Annotated in this window: 15 protein-coding genes and 1 pseudogene; 7 read left to right on the top strand and 9 right to left on the bottom strand. The window is 59.4% G+C overall.

Annotated elements, in window-relative coordinates:
* Positions 1–5: 5 nt before the first annotated feature.
* From DW58_RS13940 to pspA, 9 genes and pseudogenes are all read right to left on the bottom strand, one after another.
* A complete protein-coding gene (locus DW58_RS13940; protein WP_024547569.1) occupies positions 6–1,055 on the bottom strand; it encodes a zinc-dependent alcohol dehydrogenase in 1,050 nt (349 codons plus the stop codon).
* Positions 1,056–1,080: 25 nt separating this feature from the next.
* Positions 1,081–1,923 (bottom strand): carbohydrate ABC transporter permease, encoded by an 843-nt coding sequence (locus DW58_RS13935; RefSeq protein ID WP_024547568.1) that lies wholly within the window; start codon positions 1,921–1,923, stop codon positions 1,081–1,083.
* Positions 1,910–2,790, bottom strand: a pseudogene (locus DW58_RS13930) (carbohydrate ABC transporter permease). Before DW58_RS13930 ends, DW58_RS13935 begins: the two are co-directional and overlap by 14 nt.
* A gap of 18 nt (positions 2,791–2,808) precedes the next feature.
* Positions 2,809–4,101: an ABC transporter substrate-binding protein gene (locus DW58_RS13925; protein WP_024547567.1), complete on the bottom strand. Its 1,293-nt coding sequence runs from the start codon at positions 4,099–4,101 to the stop codon at positions 2,809–2,811.
* Positions 4,102–4,113: 12 nt separating this feature from the next.
* Complete coding sequence (locus tag DW58_RS13920) at positions 4,114–5,811, bottom strand: alpha-amylase family glycosyl hydrolase (RefSeq protein WP_035885484.1); 1,698 nt, start codon at positions 5,809–5,811, stop codon at positions 4,114–4,116.
* Positions 5,812–5,972: 161 nt separating this feature from the next.
* Positions 5,973–6,221: a phage shock protein PspD gene (gene pspD, locus DW58_RS13915; RefSeq protein WP_024547565.1), complete on the bottom strand. Its 249-nt coding sequence runs from the start codon at positions 6,219–6,221 to the stop codon at positions 5,973–5,975.
* Positions 6,222–6,253: 32 nt separating this feature from the next.
* Positions 6,254–6,613 (bottom strand): envelope stress response membrane protein PspC, encoded by a 360-nt coding sequence (gene pspC / locus DW58_RS13910; RefSeq protein ID WP_024547564.1) that lies wholly within the window; start codon positions 6,611–6,613, stop codon positions 6,254–6,256.
* Complete coding sequence (gene pspB / locus DW58_RS13905; RefSeq protein ID WP_024547563.1) at positions 6,610–6,840, bottom strand: envelope stress response membrane protein PspB; 231 nt, start codon at positions 6,838–6,840, stop codon at positions 6,610–6,612. The genes pspC and pspB overlap by 4 nt, the downstream gene beginning before the upstream one ends.
* Before the next feature lie 51 nt (positions 6,841–6,891).
* Entirely contained in the window at positions 6,892–7,557 is a 666-nt protein-coding gene (pspA, locus tag DW58_RS13900; RefSeq protein WP_024547562.1) for a phage shock protein PspA, read from the bottom strand.
* Positions 7,558–7,707: 150 nt separating this feature from the next.
* Here pspA and pspF point away from each other — a divergent pair, with 150 nt between their 5' ends.
* The 7 genes from pspF to fabI all read left to right on the top strand — a co-directional run bounded on the left by pspF (position 7,708) and on the right by fabI (position 15,042).
* Positions 7,708–8,709: a phage shock protein operon transcriptional activator gene (gene pspF, locus DW58_RS13895; protein WP_024547561.1), complete on the top strand. Its 1,002-nt coding sequence runs from the start codon at positions 7,708–7,710 to the stop codon at positions 8,707–8,709.
* Between the two features lie 117 nt (positions 8,710–8,826).
* Positions 8,827–10,458 carry an ABC transporter substrate-binding protein SapA gene (sapA, locus tag DW58_RS13890; RefSeq protein WP_024547560.1) on the top strand — a complete coding sequence of 544 codons (1,632 nt, stop codon included), beginning with the start codon at positions 8,827–8,829 and terminating at the stop codon, positions 10,456–10,458.
* Positions 10,455–11,420, top strand: coding sequence for a putrescine export ABC transporter permease SapB (gene sapB / locus DW58_RS13885; protein WP_024547559.1), 966 nt, complete (start codon positions 10,455–10,457; stop codon positions 11,418–11,420). Before sapA ends, sapB begins: the two co-directional genes overlap by 4 nt.
* The gene (gene sapC, locus DW58_RS13880; protein WP_024547558.1) at positions 11,407–12,297 is read left to right on the top strand and encodes a putrescine export ABC transporter permease SapC; all 891 of its coding nucleotides are present in this window, start codon (positions 11,407–11,409) and stop codon (positions 12,295–12,297) included. The genes sapB and sapC overlap by 14 nt, the downstream gene beginning before the upstream one ends.
* Positions 12,297–13,289 (top strand): putrescine export ABC transporter ATP-binding protein SapD, encoded by a 993-nt coding sequence (gene sapD, locus DW58_RS13875; RefSeq protein WP_024547557.1) that lies wholly within the window; start codon positions 12,297–12,299, stop codon positions 13,287–13,289. The genes sapC and sapD overlap by 1 nt, the downstream gene beginning before the upstream one ends.
* A gap of 1 nt (position 13,290) precedes the next feature.
* Positions 13,291–14,097: a putrescine export ABC transporter ATP-binding protein SapF gene (gene sapF / locus DW58_RS13870; protein WP_024547556.1), complete on the top strand. Its 807-nt coding sequence runs from the start codon at positions 13,291–13,293 to the stop codon at positions 14,095–14,097.
* Between the two features lie 156 nt (positions 14,098–14,253).
* Entirely contained in the window at positions 14,254–15,042 is a 789-nt protein-coding gene (gene fabI, locus DW58_RS13865; RefSeq protein WP_024547555.1) for an enoyl-ACP reductase FabI, read from the top strand.
* Positions 15,043–15,200 lie beyond the last annotated feature (158 nt).

The following is a 15,200-nucleotide window of genomic DNA, read 5'->3' as shown; positions in this document are numbered from 1 at the left end:
CTTGATTAAAATGTCACACCCATTTTGATGCTCAGTTCCGGGTGTTGGTCCACATACTTCATGTAGCTTTCCGGGCTGCTGGCGAAGGTGACCACCGGGTCAATCAGGTCTTCGCACGCGAGATAGCCGTTCATCAGCAGTTCCCAGCAGGTATTCTCAATGCGCTTGCGGCTCCAGCGCGGGTAGTCCGGGTTTGGTTCGCTGCAGGCGCGCGAGAACACGATCTTCGCGTTATTAAAGTGCGCTTCCCGGCCCAGGTTGAGGCGGGTAAAGGGCTTGGCGAACGCCACGTAAGAGATCGTGCCGCCGTAGGCCAGCCCGCGCAGCGCCGACTGCAGCGCATCGCTGTGGCCGCTGGTTTCGATGATCGCATCCGCGCCCTGTTTGCCGGTCAGGGTTTTAATCTCCAGCCCCACGTCGGTTCCCACCGGGTTAAGACAGAAATCCGCCCCGTGGCGACGCGCGATGTCGCAGCGGTGCGCGATAGGATCCACGCCGATCACCACCGAGGCACCGGCTTTTTTCGCCAGCTGAACGGCAATCTGCCCGATGGCTCCCAGCCCGATGACCACCACGTAATCCCCGACGCGCACGTTGGCATCCCGCACGCCGCTCATGGCAAACTGCGCCGGGTCGTAGCACACGGCGTTCTGCCACGCCGCGTCCTGCGGCATGATGCGCAGCTTATAGTTGTCCACGCCGTTGACGATGACCGTCTCCTGCAGCGGCCCGTAGGTGCAGACGCGGTCGCCCAGCTGGTAATCGGTCACCGCGCTACCCTTCTCAACGATCTCCCCCACCACCATATTGCCGAGCTGGAATTTACCGAACTCGATGCCGCGCGCCGCACCTTCCGGGCGCGGGCAGAACAGCTGCCACTCGCTGTTGAACTCTTCATCAATAAACGGGCTGGCCGCCCGGAAATCCACCACTTCGGTGCCGTGCTTCGGCGCGCCAAAACGGACGCGGATCTTCACCTCATGTTCCGCAACGGGACGATCCTGATACTCGACCAGCGCGGCAACGCGCGGCTGTGTGGCAATTAACTTCTTCATCATTTCTCCTTAAACAATGGCCGCCTTAGCCCTTAACGCCGCCGGCGGTCAAACCACTTTTGATAAAACGTTCAGACAGGGCGTACATCAGAATGACCGGCAGCGCGGTAACCAGCGATGCCGCCATCATGCGTCCCCAGACGTAGTCCGGCGTGCTGAACAAGGCGTTCAGTCCGACCGGCAGCGTGAAGTTGCTGGCGCTGGAGAGGAAAATCGAGGCAAACAGATAGTCGTTCCACGCCACCATAAAGCAGTAGACGAACACCGAGACCAGCCCGGAAATCGCCAGCGGCACGGTGATGTAGAAGATGATCTGTAGCCGGTTAAGTCCGTCGACCATCGCGGCTTCTTCGATCTCATCCGGGATGGTGTCGAAGTAGCTTTTCAGCATGAAGACCGCGGTGGGCAGCGTCTGGGTGACCATGGTGACGATCAGCGCCAGTTCGGTGTCGTAGATGCCAAGCGCGGTGATGATTTTGAACAGCGGCACCACCAGCAAAATCCCGGAAAACATGTACACCGTATAAAAGCTGGCATTGATGGTGGTTCGCCCCTTGAAGCGCAGGCGCGACAGCGCATAGGCGCCGAGAATGCCAATGAACACCGCCACCACCGAGGCGCTGACCGCTACCACCAGGCTGTTGCGAAAGTAGGTGACGAACGGAAAGATCAGCGGATTAAAAATGTCGAGATAGTGCTCCAGGGTCCAGTGCTGCGGCAGCAGCGTCGGATGCAGCGAAATCGCCTCTTTCGGGCTTTTGAACGAGGTCATCAGCATCACGAAAAACGGCAGCAGCGTGAAGAACAGAAACGCCACCAGTCCGGCATAGAACCCGACCCGTTTCAGGGTACGTTTATTTATTGCCATAGAGATTCACTCGTTTACGGGTGAGCAGGATCACCGCGAAGATAATGATGAACAGCACCACGGAGATGGCGGCCGCCTTGCCCAGGTCGTTGAAGGCAAACGCGGTTTTGTAGAGATAGACGCCGAGAATATCGACCTTGCTGGTGAGCAGCCAGACGTCGGCAAACATATAGAACATCCAGATGGCGCGCAGGGTCAGGACGGTGGCCAGCACCGGCAGGATCGCCGGGAGCGTAACGATGCGAAACCGCTGCCAGCCGTTGGCGCCGTCCATCTCTGCCGCCTCGTACAGCGACTTATCGATGGTTTGCAGGATCGCCAGGAAGGAGATAAAGGCGTACGGGAAATAGCGCCAGATGGCGAACAGCACCACCAGCACAAAGCTGCTGCCGGGGTTGTCAAACCACAGCGGCGCGCGATCGTAGAGGTGAAGCAGATCCCCCGCCACCCAGTTCACGATGCCGTAGCCGTTGTTGAACATATACTTCCACGCGAACACCAGCGAAATGGAGGGCGTCACGTAGGAGAGCAGCACCAGCGAGCGCGCGGTTTTACGCAGGCGAAACTCGCGGTTGAAGAAGATGGCCACGCCCAGCCCCAGCGCCGTACTGCCGATCACCACCAGCGCGGTGTACCAGAAGGTCAGCCACAGGGCGTGCCAGAATCCGCTGTCGGAGAGGATGCGGATATAGTTATCCAGCCCGACAAAGCGCGGCGTCAGACGCGGGTTAAGCGGCAGACGCAGAACGCTGATCTCGACGTTCGACAGCGCCGGCCAGAGCACCAGGCCCCCCAGCAGCAGCAGGCTGGGGCGAGAAGTAACAGAGCGAACGGCATATCCGAACGCCCGTTGAACCACGTTTTCATTGTGCGTATCCCTGCCGATTACTGCTGAGCGATCAGCGCGTCAAGACGCTTCTGGCTGCCGGCTACGGCGTCGGCCACCGCGTGATGACCGACGGTAACGCCGTTCACCATGCTGCTCAGCACGCCGGTGGCGGTCACGTCTCCCATGCGGGTGAAGTTTTTATCCCCTACCGAGCCGAACACTTTGACGTTGGGATACTGGGCAATCAGCTCAGCCGGCAGCGTGCCGAAGGCTTTGATCACCGCGTTGTCCTTGTACGCCGGAATCTGGCTCACCGCTTTGGTCACCGGCAGTGCGGCGCCCGGCGACATCAGCACCCAGTCGGCGGCGCTCTGCCCCTCTTCGATAAAGGCGACAAACTTCTCGGCGGCCGCGGTCTCCTCCTTGGACTGCCCGGCGGTGATGGTCAGCGAGGTCACCATGCCGTAGACCGCAGACGACGTCTCGGTGGGCACCATAAAGCCGATTTCGTCCGGGCTGCCCTCTTTGTAAACCGCCGGCAGAATATAGGTGGAGTAGATCGCCATCGCGGAGGTGCCGTTCATGAAGGCGTCTTTCACTTCCATGACGTCGTTCGAGCCGGGCATGGTATAGGCGGCAAGCTGGCGGTAGTAGTCCAGGGCCTGGCGCATTTCCGGGGTGTCCACCGTGATGTCGCCATTGGCGTTAAACACGTTGGCATTGTTAGAGAGCGCAAACTGCGAGAAAGCCTGCTCGGTGATCACGCTTTCCGCGGTAGGGAGCGCGATACCAAACTTCTTGTGGGCGGGATCGTTGAGGGTTTTCGCAGCGTCGAGCAGCAGCGACCAGTTGCGCGGCGGTGCCAGATTGGCCTTTTCGAAGGCGGATTTGTGATACCAGACGCCCTGGATCCAGGCGCTGATCGGTACCCCGGTCCAGGCCGTGCCGTCTTCGGTACGCACGATACGCAGCACGCCATCGTAGAACTGCTGTTCGCCCATGCCGTGAATCACATGACCGATCGCCTCTCGGTCGATCATCTGCTCTTTATCCATCACCTTGGCGTAGTCATGGCTTATCTCAATCACCTCCGGCAGCGCGCCGGTCTGAGCCAGAGTGATCACCTTGGTGTTGTAGGCGTCCTCCTCAACCGGCACCTGTTTCACGGTGATGTCCGGGTTGCGTTTTTCGAACTCGGCGATGAGGCGCGTCAGTACCGCCTGGCGCTCCTGCTCCACTGACGAGTGCATAAACTCGATGGTGACCGCGGACTTTTTATCATCCTTACAGCCTGTCATCAGGGCGCAGGCAATCAGTGCTGATAACAGCACGGTGCGTTTTGTTGTCATGGTAATTTCCCTTTACTGTTGGCGAAGCCACATAACCTGCCAGGGTTTCACAATCACTTCGGGCGTGATGAGCGTGGTGGCAGTAATTAATTCCTGATAATCTCCCGGCGGCAACTCAACATAAAACGGCGTCTCCCCGAGATTAAATAATGCTATAACCGTTTCACCGTTATTGGCGGTGCGCGTCAGGCAAATAACCGATTCCCCGACCGCCTCAATCGTAAAGGCGCTGTCCGGATGAAACGCACAGTGCTGACGGCGAAGTCTGATAAGGTGAGAGAGCTGCTGATAAACCTGATAATTAAGCGAACGGGTATCACCGAGCAGCGCATCTATTTCACTTTCGGTATATTTACGCCGGTTAATGGCCCGGTTATAACCGAGGCGCTTCACGCCATCATAATCATTACGCGCCCCGAGAATGCTCTGAATATAAATGGCCGGTACACCCGGGAAGGAGAGCAAAATAGCGTGCGCCATAATAAACCGCGCCAGGCGTTCATTATTACTGCTGTCACGACGGCTCACGGCGTCAATATAGGTGACGTTTATTTCATAGGGGCTGCGGCTGCCGTCAGGGTTATTTTTCCAGTTCACCAGGGCGCCCTCCAGCTGGAGCGCATCGACCAGCGCCAGAATCTCCTCTTCGGGTAGAATACCGCGCAGCGGATTGAGGCCGATGCCATCGTGGGAGGCAAGAAAGTTAAACCAGGTGGTCTCGGTAGAGACCGGTTGCAGCGACTGTGCCCACTCGCACAGCGTCACCACCGAGCCGGTGTGGATGGCATGCAGCACCAGCGGCGGGAGCGTAAACTGGTACACCATATGCGCTTCATCGTGGCCATTGCCCAGATAGGCAATATTATCCTGATGCGGCACGTTGGTTTCGGTAATGATAAGCGTACCCGGCGCTACATGGTCGACGATGGCCCGGAACAGCTTCACCAGCAGGTGGGTTTTGGGCAAATGAATGCAGCGGGTACCCGGCGTTTTCCACATATAGCCCACCGCATCGAGCCGGATATACTCCGCCCCTTCGCGCAGGTAGTGGAGCAGCACGTCCACCATCGCCAGCAGCACCTGCGGATTTTCGTAATTAAGGTCAATCTGATCGTCACTGAAGGTGGTCCACAGATGACGCTCGCGGCCGGCGGCGTCACGAAACGGCGATAACAGCGGCAGCGCCCGCGGACGCGTCACCGCCGATAAATCCGTGGCGGGGTCGACGTTAATAAAGAAATCAGCGTATTGCGGGTCCAGCGCCAGATAGCGAGTAAACCATTCGCTGCGTGCGGAAATATGGTTACAGACAAAATCGAACATTAAACGGGTAGAATTATTGAGGCGTGAAATATCTCGCCAGTCGCCGCTTATCGGGTTGACCTGATGATAATCAATAACTGAAAAGCCATCGTCGGAAGACCAGGGATAAAACGGCAGAAGATGAATATGGGAAAATTGCTTTGCCAGCCAGCGGGCGCGAATGCGATCGAGGGTTTTTAATCGCGCCTTCCCTTCACAGGAGAATTGATCGGCGTAGGTAATAAGCACCACATCATTTTCATCCCACCCCGGTTTGCGCGGACGGTTTATTTCCCTGGCGCAGGCGGAAATATTCTCCGTTAGCTGCTTAAGGTGCGCATCGGTAAATGCTTCGCCGTAAATTTCCGTGAGTAACTCTGTTATTTTCTGCATAGCGTCCTTTTCCATGGTAGCGGTCCCACGGAAAGCGAGACTACTCCCGGCCTATTATTCTGTCAACGAAGCGGAGGCGGGAGAATGCTGAAAAAATAGCGCAATTAATGCAGTAAGATCAGTAAATGTGAACTAACTCAAATTTGACTGTGAACGGCTGCGCCGGAGCGCAGCGTTTATCGGGAAAGCGGCGGGCGTTTTTGCAGATAGCGGGCGCTGAAGCGGGTGGCGACTTTCTTAAGCAGCGGTTCGAGGGCGAACGCCAGCAGCATTTTCGCCGGGCGGCGCGCAACGGATTTCACTGCCCAACCGGCGACGCCTGCGGGGCCGTAGCGTAACGCGGTCAGCAGCACCATTTTACCGGCGAACTTCAGTACCGGGGTGGCGCGGCGGCCGGCGGTGTGCCATTTAGAATCAGAATACATGGAACCTCATTAAGGGGGCGTGGCCCCCCAGATTAAAGCTGACGGAAACGGCTGCGCAGCGAGAAGGTATCCGACGTCACGTAGCGCTCCATGGCACGTAACCGCGTTTCGCCAGCGGCAAGCTGGGCATCAACGCTGTCCAACAGCTGCTGGCTGGTGGGGCTAATCTCGCCCTCCTCTGCCCCGGCGGGCATCGGGTCGAGCACAAACGTCAGGGCGATATAGGCCACAACGACCAGGAAAAACAGGCCAAAGAGCATCGCCAGCACGGTAATCACCCGGACCAGTTTCACGGGGACATCAAGATAGTATGCGATACCGGCGCAGACGCCTTTCACCATTCCCTGTTGCGGCATACGCCACAGTTTACGGCCTGCAAAGGTGCGGGTCATGACGGGTTCCTCCAGTTCGGGTGTTCGGCATCCAGGATCTGCTCCAGCGTCTCAATACGTTCGCGCATCCGGCGCGCCTCGTCGGTCAGCGCGGCAAGGCGCTGCTGCTCGCTCTGGCTCAGCTCCCCGCTGCGTGCGGCGCGGTTGTTGTAGTGCAGCCAGAGCCAAATCGGCGCGACGAACAGCACGAAAATCGTCAGCGGAATGGCAAGAAAAAGGGCGCTCATGTGTACTCCTTACGTCTGCTATCGCGGCGCGCTCGGGCGCCGCCTTTTTCATTATTGACCGTCGCGTACTTTAGCTTTCAGGGCTTCAAGCTGGGCGTTGATTTCATCATCCGCCTGCAGCTCGGCAAACTGCTGATCGAGGTTCTTCTGCTTACCGAAACGGTGGCTTTCCGCTTCCGCTTCCATGTGGTCGATACGGCGCTCAAAGGACTCAAAGCGGGCCATCGCTTCATCAATCTTGCCGCTGTCGAGCTGACGGCGCACGTCGCGAGAAGAGGATGCCGCCTGATGACGCAGCGTCAGCGCCTGCTGGCGTGCGCGGGTTTCAGAAAGCTTGTTCTCCAGCTCGCCGATTTCGGTCTTCATGCGTGCCAGGGTTTCATCCACCTGGGCGGCTTCGTCCTGCAGCAGCGCGATAAGGTCGGTCAGCTTCTGTTTTTCAATCAGCGCGGCGCGCGCCAGATCGTCTTTCTCTTTACGCAGCGCCAGCTCGGCTTTTTCCTGCCATTCGGCCTGCTGCGCGGTCGCCTGCTCAATGCGGCGTGACAGCTGTTTTTTCTCAGCCAGCGCACGGGCCGACGTGGAGCGGACTTCCACCAGCGTATCTTCCATTTCCTGAATCATCAGACGCACCAGCTTCTGCGGATCTTCCGCTTTCTCAAGCAGGGAGTTGATGTTGGCGTTCACGATGTCGGCAAAGCGTGAAAAAATACCCATTGTTAATTCCTCCAGTTATGGGATGGGCAAAGCCCGTCTGAATTTAATAATCCAATTATCGTGCCAACTTTGTAAGTTACTGTTATCTGGTAAAAAGGGTGTGAACGCGCCTGTTCTGTGCCAGGCTATAGCGGTGACATTCACTAACAAGTGGTTAATTTCATCATGTCCGAACAAAAAGAGACGCTGATTGGCGAAGCCAACGCCTTTATAGAAGTGCTGGAGCAGGTCTCCCGCCTCGCGCCGCTCAACAAACCGGTACTGGTGATCGGCGAGCGCGGTACCGGGAAAGAGCTTATCGCTAACCGCCTGCACTACCTCTCCCGCCGCTGGCAGGCGCCGTTTATCTCCCTCAACTGCGCAGCGCTCAACGAAAACCTGCTCGATACCGAGCTGTTCGGGCATGAGGCTGGTGCCTTTACCGGGGCGCAGAAACGCCATCCGGGACGCTTCGAGCGCGCCGACGGCGGGACGCTGTTTCTTGACGAGCTGGCCACCGCCCCGATGCTGGTGCAGGAGAAGTTGCTGCGCGTGATTGAGTACGGCGAGCTGGAGCGCGTCGGCGGCAGCCAGCCGCTGCAGGTCAACGTCCGGCTGGTGTGCGCCACCAATGCCGATCTGCCCGGCCTGGTGCAGGAGGGCAAATTCCGCGCCGATCTGCTCGACAGGCTGGCGTTTGACGTGGTGAACCTTCCCCCGCTGCGCGAGCGCCGCACCGACATCATGCTGCTGGCGGAGCAGTTCGCCATTCAGATGTGCCGCGAACTGGGCCTGCCGCTGTTTCCGGGCTTTACCCCAGATGCGGAAGCGATCCTGCTCAACTACGGCTGGCCGGGCAATATTCGCGAGCTGAAAAACGTGGTTGAACGCTCGGTGTACCGGCACGGCACCAGCGACGCGCCGGTGGACGAGATTATTCTCGACCCCTTCCAGCGCACCGCGTCAGACGTTCCCGCGCCGGGCGTGGCACAGGCCGCAGATAAGCTGCCCGCCCTGCCGCTAGACCTGCGTGAGTGGCAGACGCATCAGGAGGAAGCGCTGCTGCGCCAGAGTCTCGTCCAGGCCCGATATAACCAGAAACAGGCGGCGGAACTGCTGGGTGTGACCTATCACCAGCTGCGTGCGCTTTTGAAAAAGCATGCGATTCGCTGAACCGATGGCAATTCCGGGATAAAAACGCGCGTTTTTACAGCTAAAGGGTAGAGATTTTTACGCGGCGTGCCTAAGTGCGATACACTTTGGCTATTCGTCTTAAAAACTCATACTCTAATGCGCGTATTTCTCTCTTTCCTGTTGATGACGTGTGGTTTTCTCGCGGGCCAGACGCAGGCTGCCACGCCGCCTGGCGACATTCGCCAGAGCGGTTTTGTCTATTGCGTTAACGGTCAGGTCAACACCTTTAGCCCGCAGAAAGCCAGCAGCGGGCTGATCGTCGATACGCTGGCCGCCCAGATTTACGAGCGGCTGCTCGACGTCGACCCCTATACCTACCGGCTGGTGCCGGAACTGGCCGAAAGCTGGGAAGTGCTGGATAACGGCGCCACCTACCGTTTTCATCTACGCAGCGGCGTGCAGTTTCAGACAACCGCGTGGTTTACCCCTACCCGCGCGATGAATGCTGACGACGTGGTGTTCACCTTCCAGCGCATCATTGACCGCACCAATCCCTGGCACACCATCAACGGCGGCAGCTTCCCCTATTTCGACAGCCTGCAGTTCGCCGATACCGTGCGCAGCGTGCGCAAAATCAACAGCCGCACCGTGGAGTTTCGCCTCGTGCGCCCGGACGCCTCTTTCTTATGGCATCTGGCCACGCACTACGCCTCGGTGATGTCGGCAGAGTACGCTGACCGTCTGGCCGCGGTGGATCGTCAGGAGCTGTTCGATCGTGAACCGGTCGGCACCGGCCCGTTCCTGCTGGGGGAATACCGCGCCGGGCAGTACATTCGCCTGCAGCGCCATCCGCACTTCTGGCGCGGCACGCCGCTGATGCCGCAGGTGGTGGTGGATCTCGGCTCCGGCGGTACCGGTCGCCTCTCGAAACTGTTGACCGGCGAGTGCGACGTGCTGGCGTGGCCGGCGGCCAGCCAGCTGACGGTGATGCGCGACGACCCGCGTCTGCGCATGACGCTGCGTCCCGGCATGAACATCGCCTATCTGGCGTTCAACACCAATAAAGCACCGCTCAATAACCCCGAGGTGCGTCACGCCCTGGCGCTGGCGATCAACAACGAGCGCCTGATGCAGTCCATCTACTACGGCACCGCCGAGACCGCGGCGTCTATCCTGCCGCGCGCCTCCTGGGCCTACGACAGCACCTCGACCATCACCGAATACAACCCGGCCAAAGCGCGCGCCCGGCTCAAGGCGCTGGGGATTGAAAACCTGACGCTGCAGCTGTGGGTGCCCACCAGTTCCCAGGCCTGGAATCCCAGCCCGCTGAAAACCGCCGAGCTGATTCAGGCGGATATGGCGCAGATTGGGGTTGAGGTGATCATCGTCCCGGTGGAGGGCCGCTTCCAGGAGGCGCGCCTGATGGACATGGACCACGATTTAACCCTCGCCGGCTGGTCAACCGACAGTAACGATCCGGACAGCTTCTTCCGTCCGCTGCTGAGCTGCGCGGCCATCCGTTCCCAGACCAACTACGCCCGCTGGTGCAACCCGCAGTTTGATGAGGTGCTGCGTAACGCCCTCACCTCGCAGCAGCTGGCCTCGCGCATTGAGGTCTACGACACGGCGCAGAAAATTCTGGCGCGCGAACTGCCGGTGCTGCCGCTGGCCTCGTCGCTGCGCCTGCAGGCCCACCGCTCGGATATTAAAGGGCTGGTGCTCAGTCCGTTTGGCAATGCCTCGTTCGCCGGGGTGACGCGCGACAGCGCCGGGGTGAAAGAACCATGATTATTTTTACGCTACGCCGTCTGCTGCTGTTGCTGATCACGCTGTTCATGCTGTCGATCGTCGGTTTCAGCCTGAGCTATTTCACGCCGCACGCCCCGCTGCAGGGGGCGTCGCTGTGGAACGCCTGGGTGTTCTGGTTCAATGGCCTGCTGCACTGGGATTTTGGCGTGTCGAGCATCAACGGACAGCCCATTACCCAGCAGCTTGCCGAGGTGTTCCCCGCCACCATGGAGCTGTGCGTGCTGGCATTCGGGCTGGCGCTGCTGATTGGCATTCCGGTCGGCATGATGGCCGGAATTATGCGCAACAAGTGGCAGGATCGCTTTATCAGCGCGCTGGCGCTGATGGGATTCTCGATTCCGGTGTTCTGGCTCGCCCTGCTTCTGACCCTGTTTTTCTCGCTCACCCTTGGCTGGCTGCCGGTGTCCGGGCGCTTCGACCTGCTATACGAGGTGAAAACCGTCACCGGGCTGGCGCTGGTGGATGCCTGGCTCTCCGACTCCCCGTGGCGCGATGAGATGATCGTCAGCGCCCTGCGCCACATGGCGCTGCCGGTGGCGACGCTGGCGGTGGCGCCGACCACCGAGGTGATCCGCCTGATGCGTCTGAGCACCATCGATGTTGTAGATCAGAACTACATCAAAGCCGCCGCGACCCGGGGCCTGTCGCGCTTCGCCATTCTGCGTCGGCACATGCTGCATAACGCCCTGCCGCCGGTGATCCCGCGCCTCGGGCTACAGTTCTCCACCATGCTGACGCTGGCGATGATCACCGAAATGGTCTTCAGCTGGCCGGGGCTTGGGCGCTGGCTGATTAATGCCATCCGTCAGCAAGACTATGCTGCCATCTCTGCCGGGGTGATGGTGATTGGCGCGCTGGTTATTATTGTTAACGTGATTTCAGATCTGGTGGGTGCGCTGGCGAACCCGTTGAAGCATAAGGAATGGTATGCCTTACGATAGCGTTTATCGCGAAAAGCGCCCGCCTGGCGCGCTGCGCACCGTGTGGCGTAAATTTTATGGCGATACCACCGCGATGATCGGCCTTTACGGCTGCGGCGCGCTGGCGCTGGTGTGCATCTTCGGGTCGCTGTTTGCGCCCTACGGGCTGGACCAGCAGTTCCTCGGCTATCAGCTGATGCCGCCCTCCTGGTCGCGCTACGGCGACGTGTCGTTCTTCCTCGGTACCGACGACCTCGGGCGCGACGTGTTAAGCCGGCTGCTCAGCGGTGCGGCCCCGACGGTGGGCGGCGCCTTTGTGGTGACGCTGGCGGCGTCGGTCTGCGGGCTGGTCCTTGGCGTGATTGCCGGGGCGACCCACGGCCTGCGCTCGGCGGTGCTCAACCACGTGCTGGATACCCTGCTCTCGATTCCGTCTCTGCTGCTGGCGATTATCGTGGTGGCCTTTGCCGGGCCGCAGCTCTCCCACGCCATGTTTGCGGTGTGGCTGGCGCTGCTGCCGCGCATTGTGCGCTCGGTCTACAGCATGGTGCACGACGAGCTGGAGAAAGAGTACGTGGTGGCCGCGCGGCTTGACGGCGCGACCACGCTTAACATTCTCTGGTTCGCGGTGCTGCCCAATACCGCGTCGATACTGGTTACCGAAATCACCCGCGCGCTGTCGATGGCCATCCTTGATATCGCGGCCCTCGGCTTTCTCGATCTCGGGGCGCAGCTCCCCTCGCCGGAATGGGGCGCGATGCTCGGCGACGCGCTGGAGCTTATCTACGTGGCGCCCTGGACCGTGATGCTGCCGGGTGCGGCAATCATGATAAGCGTGCTGCTGGTCAATCTGCTGGGCGACGGCATGCGTCGCGCCATCAATGCAGGGGTGGAATAATGCCGTTACTTGATATCCGCAACCTGACCATCGAAGTGAAAACCGGCGACGCGTGGGTCAAAGCGGTAGACCGCGTCAGCATGACCCTCAGCGAAGGCGAAATTCGCGGCCTGGTGGGTGAGTCCGGCTCGGGTAAGAGCCTCATCGCAAAAGCGATTTGCGGGGTGACCAAAGACAACTGGCGCATCACCGCCGACCGTATGCGCTTCGACGATATCGACCTGCTGCGCCTGAGCGCACGCGAGCGCCGCAAGCTGGTGGGCCATAACGTGTCGATGATTTTCCAGGAGCCGCAGTCCTGTCTCGATCCGTCGGAGCGCATTGGCCGCCAGCTGATGCAGAACATCCCCGGCTGGACCTACAAGGGCCGCTGGTGGCAGCGTTTTGGCTGGCGCAAGCAGCGCGCCATTGAGCTGCTGCACCGCGTCGGCATCAAGGATCATAAAGATGCGATGCACAGCTTCCCCTATGAGCTGACCGACGGCGAGTGCCAGAAGGTGATGATCGCCATTGCGCTGGCAAACCAGCCGCGACTGCTGATTGCCGATGAGCCGACCAACGCCATGGAGCCCACCACCCAGGCGCAGATTTTCCGCCTGCTGACCCGGCTCAACCAGAACAACAACACCACTATTCTGCTCATCAGTCACGACCTGCAGATGCTGAGCCAGTGGGCGGATCGCATCAACGTGATGTACTGCGGCCAGACGGTGGAAACCGCGCCGAGCGAAGAGCTGATCACCACCCCGCACCACCCGTACACCCAGGCGCTGATCCGCGCTATTCCCGACTTTGGCAGCGCGATGCCGCACAAGAGCCGACTCAACACCCTGCCGGGGTCGATTCCGCTGCTCGAACAGCTGCCGATTGGCTGTCGCCTCGGCCCGCGCTGCCCCTACGCGCAGCGCGAGTGCATCATTACCCCGCGTCTTGACGGGCCGAAAAATCACCTTTTCGCCTGCCACTTCCCGCTAAACATGGAGAGAGAGTGAGATGGTTGAGACGCTGCTTCAGGTTCGTAACTTAAGCAAAACCTTCCGCTACCGCACCGGCTGGTTCCATCGTCAGACCGTGGAGGCGGTAAAACCGCTCAGCTTTACGCTGCGCGAGCGCCAGACGCTGGCGATCATCGGTGAAAACGGGTCGGGTAAATCAACGCTCGCCAAAATGCTGGCGGGCATGGTGGAGCCGACCACCGGCGAGCTGATGATTGATGACTGTCCGATGCACTACGGCGACTATTCGTTTCGCAGCCAGCGCATCCGCATGATTTTCCAGGACCCTTCTACCTCGCTCAACCCGCGTCAGCGCGTGTCGCAGATCCTTGATTTTCCGCTGCGCCTGAATACCGATCTCGACCCCGAGTCGCGGCGCAAGCGGATTAACGAAACGCTGCGCATGGTCGGCCTGCTCCCGGACTACGCCAGCTACTATCCGCACATGATGGCGCCGGGCCAGAAGCAGCGTCTGGGCCTGGCGCGCGCGCTGATCCTGCGCCCGAAGGTGATTATTGCCGACGAAGCGCTGGCCTCGCTCGATATGTCGATGCGCTCCCAGCTGATCAATCTGATGCTGGAACTGCAGGAAAAACAGGGGATTTCGTACATCTACGTTACCCAGCATATCGGAATGATGAAGCACATCAGCGATCAGGTGATGGTGATGCACCACGGCGAAGTGGTAGAGCGCGGCAGCACCGCCGACGTGCTGGCCTCGCCGCTGCATGATTTAACCAAACGGTTAATTGCCGGGCATTTTGGTGAGGCGTTAACCGCCGACGCCTGGCGAAAAGACAGGTAATATTAATAATGACAGTGCCGGTCACCCGCCGCGTGCAGGATAAGTGGAGTGGTCGGATTAACGGATTCTTAGAGACGTGGTAGAATCCCCGCGATTTAACGACGGCAGTGTGGCTTATTCACCTGCCGCCATAACAATATGATAAGGATCAAAGCTATGGGTTTTCTTACCGGTAAGCGCATTCTGGTGACCGGCGTCGCCAGCAAACTTTCCATCGCCTACGGTATCGCGCAGGCGATGCAGCGTGAAGGGGCTGAACTGGCGTTCACCTATCAGAACGACAAACTGAAAGGCCGCGTGGAAGAGTTTGCCGCTCAACTGGGTTCCAGCATCGTGCTGCCGTGCGACGTTGCGGAAGATGCCAGCATCGAAGGCCTGTTTACCGAGCTTGAGAAAGTATGGCCGAAATTCGACGGCTTCGTACACTCCATCGGTTTCGCACCGGGCGACCAGCTGGACGGCGACTACGTTAACGCCGTAACCCGTGATGGCTTCAAAATTGCGCACGACATCAGCTCTTACAGCTTCGTGGCGATGGCGAAAGCCTGCCGCGCGATGCTGAACCCGAACTCTGCGCTGCTGACCCTCTCCTACCTGGGTGCCGAGCGCGCCATCCCGAACTACAACGTGATGGGTCTGGCGAAAGCGTCTCTGGAAGCCAACGTGCGTTACATGGCGAACGCCATGGGGCCGGAAGGTGTGCGCGTGAACGCCATCTCCGCGGGTCCGATTCGTACCCTGGCGGCATCCGGTATCAAAGACTTCCGTAAGATGCTGGCGCACTGCGAAGCGGTCACCCCGATCCGCCGCACCGTCACCATCGAAGACGTGGGTAACTCCGCGGCGTTCCTGTGCTCCGATCTCTCTGCCGGTATCTCCGGTGAAGTGGTTCACGTTGACGGCGGCTTCAGCATCGCCGCGATGAACGAGCTGGAACTGAAATAATCGTCGCCCCTCGCGCAGAGGGGTAACGCAGACAAGGCAGATAGTGCAGACTATCTGCCTTTTTTATTTCCCGCTCCGCAGTTATGCCTTTCCGCTATTTATTATCACCGAACAATCTTTTGTCACCCTTTCCCCTTACGCCAGGATAAAGCCAACAC

The sequence above is a fragment of the Siccibacter turicensis LMG 23730 genome, from assembly GCF_000463155.2.
Lineage (GTDB): Bacteria > Pseudomonadota > Gammaproteobacteria > Enterobacterales > Enterobacteriaceae > Siccibacter > Siccibacter turicensis.
This window is presented reverse-complemented; position numbering and strand designations above follow the sequence as displayed.

Coding starts and splice junctions, on each gene's coding strand:
- pspC (WP_024547564.1), bottom strand. CDS start 6,613: ATGACCCGCACCTTTGCAGGCCGTAAACTGTGGCGTATGCCGCAACAG.
- DW58_RS13920 (WP_035885484.1), bottom strand. CDS start 5,811: ATGGAAAAGGACGCTATGCAGAAAATAACAGAGTTACTCACGGAAATT.
- sapF (WP_024547556.1), top strand. CDS start 13,291: ATGGTTGAGACGCTGCTTCAGGTTCGTAACTTAAGCAAAACCTTCCGC.
- pspA (WP_024547562.1), bottom strand. CDS start 7,557: ATGGGTATTTTTTCACGCTTTGCCGACATCGTGAACGCCAACATCAAC.
- pspD (WP_024547565.1), bottom strand. CDS start 6,221: ATGTATTCTGATTCTAAATGGCACACCGCCGGCCGCCGCGCCACCCCG.
- fabI (WP_024547555.1), top strand. CDS start 14,254: ATGGGTTTTCTTACCGGTAAGCGCATTCTGGTGACCGGCGTCGCCAGC.
- DW58_RS13925 (WP_024547567.1), bottom strand. CDS start 4,101: ATGACAACAAAACGCACCGTGCTGTTATCAGCACTGATTGCCTGCGCC.
- DW58_RS13940 (WP_024547569.1), bottom strand. CDS start 1,055: ATGAAGAAGTTAATTGCCACACAGCCGCGCGTTGCCGCGCTGGTCGAG.
- sapB (WP_024547559.1), top strand. CDS start 10,455: ATGATTATTTTTACGCTACGCCGTCTGCTGCTGTTGCTGATCACGCTG.
- sapC (WP_024547558.1), top strand. CDS start 11,407: ATGCCTTACGATAGCGTTTATCGCGAAAAGCGCCCGCCTGGCGCGCTG.
- pspB (WP_024547563.1), bottom strand. CDS start 6,840: ATGAGCGCCCTTTTTCTTGCCATTCCGCTGACGATTTTCGTGCTGTTC.
- sapD (WP_024547557.1), top strand. CDS start 12,297: ATGCCGTTACTTGATATCCGCAACCTGACCATCGAAGTGAAAACCGGC.
- DW58_RS13935 (WP_024547568.1), bottom strand. CDS start 1,923: ATGGCAATAAATAAACGTACCCTGAAACGGGTCGGGTTCTATGCCGGA.
- sapA (WP_024547560.1), top strand. CDS start 8,827: ATGCGCGTATTTCTCTCTTTCCTGTTGATGACGTGTGGTTTTCTCGCG.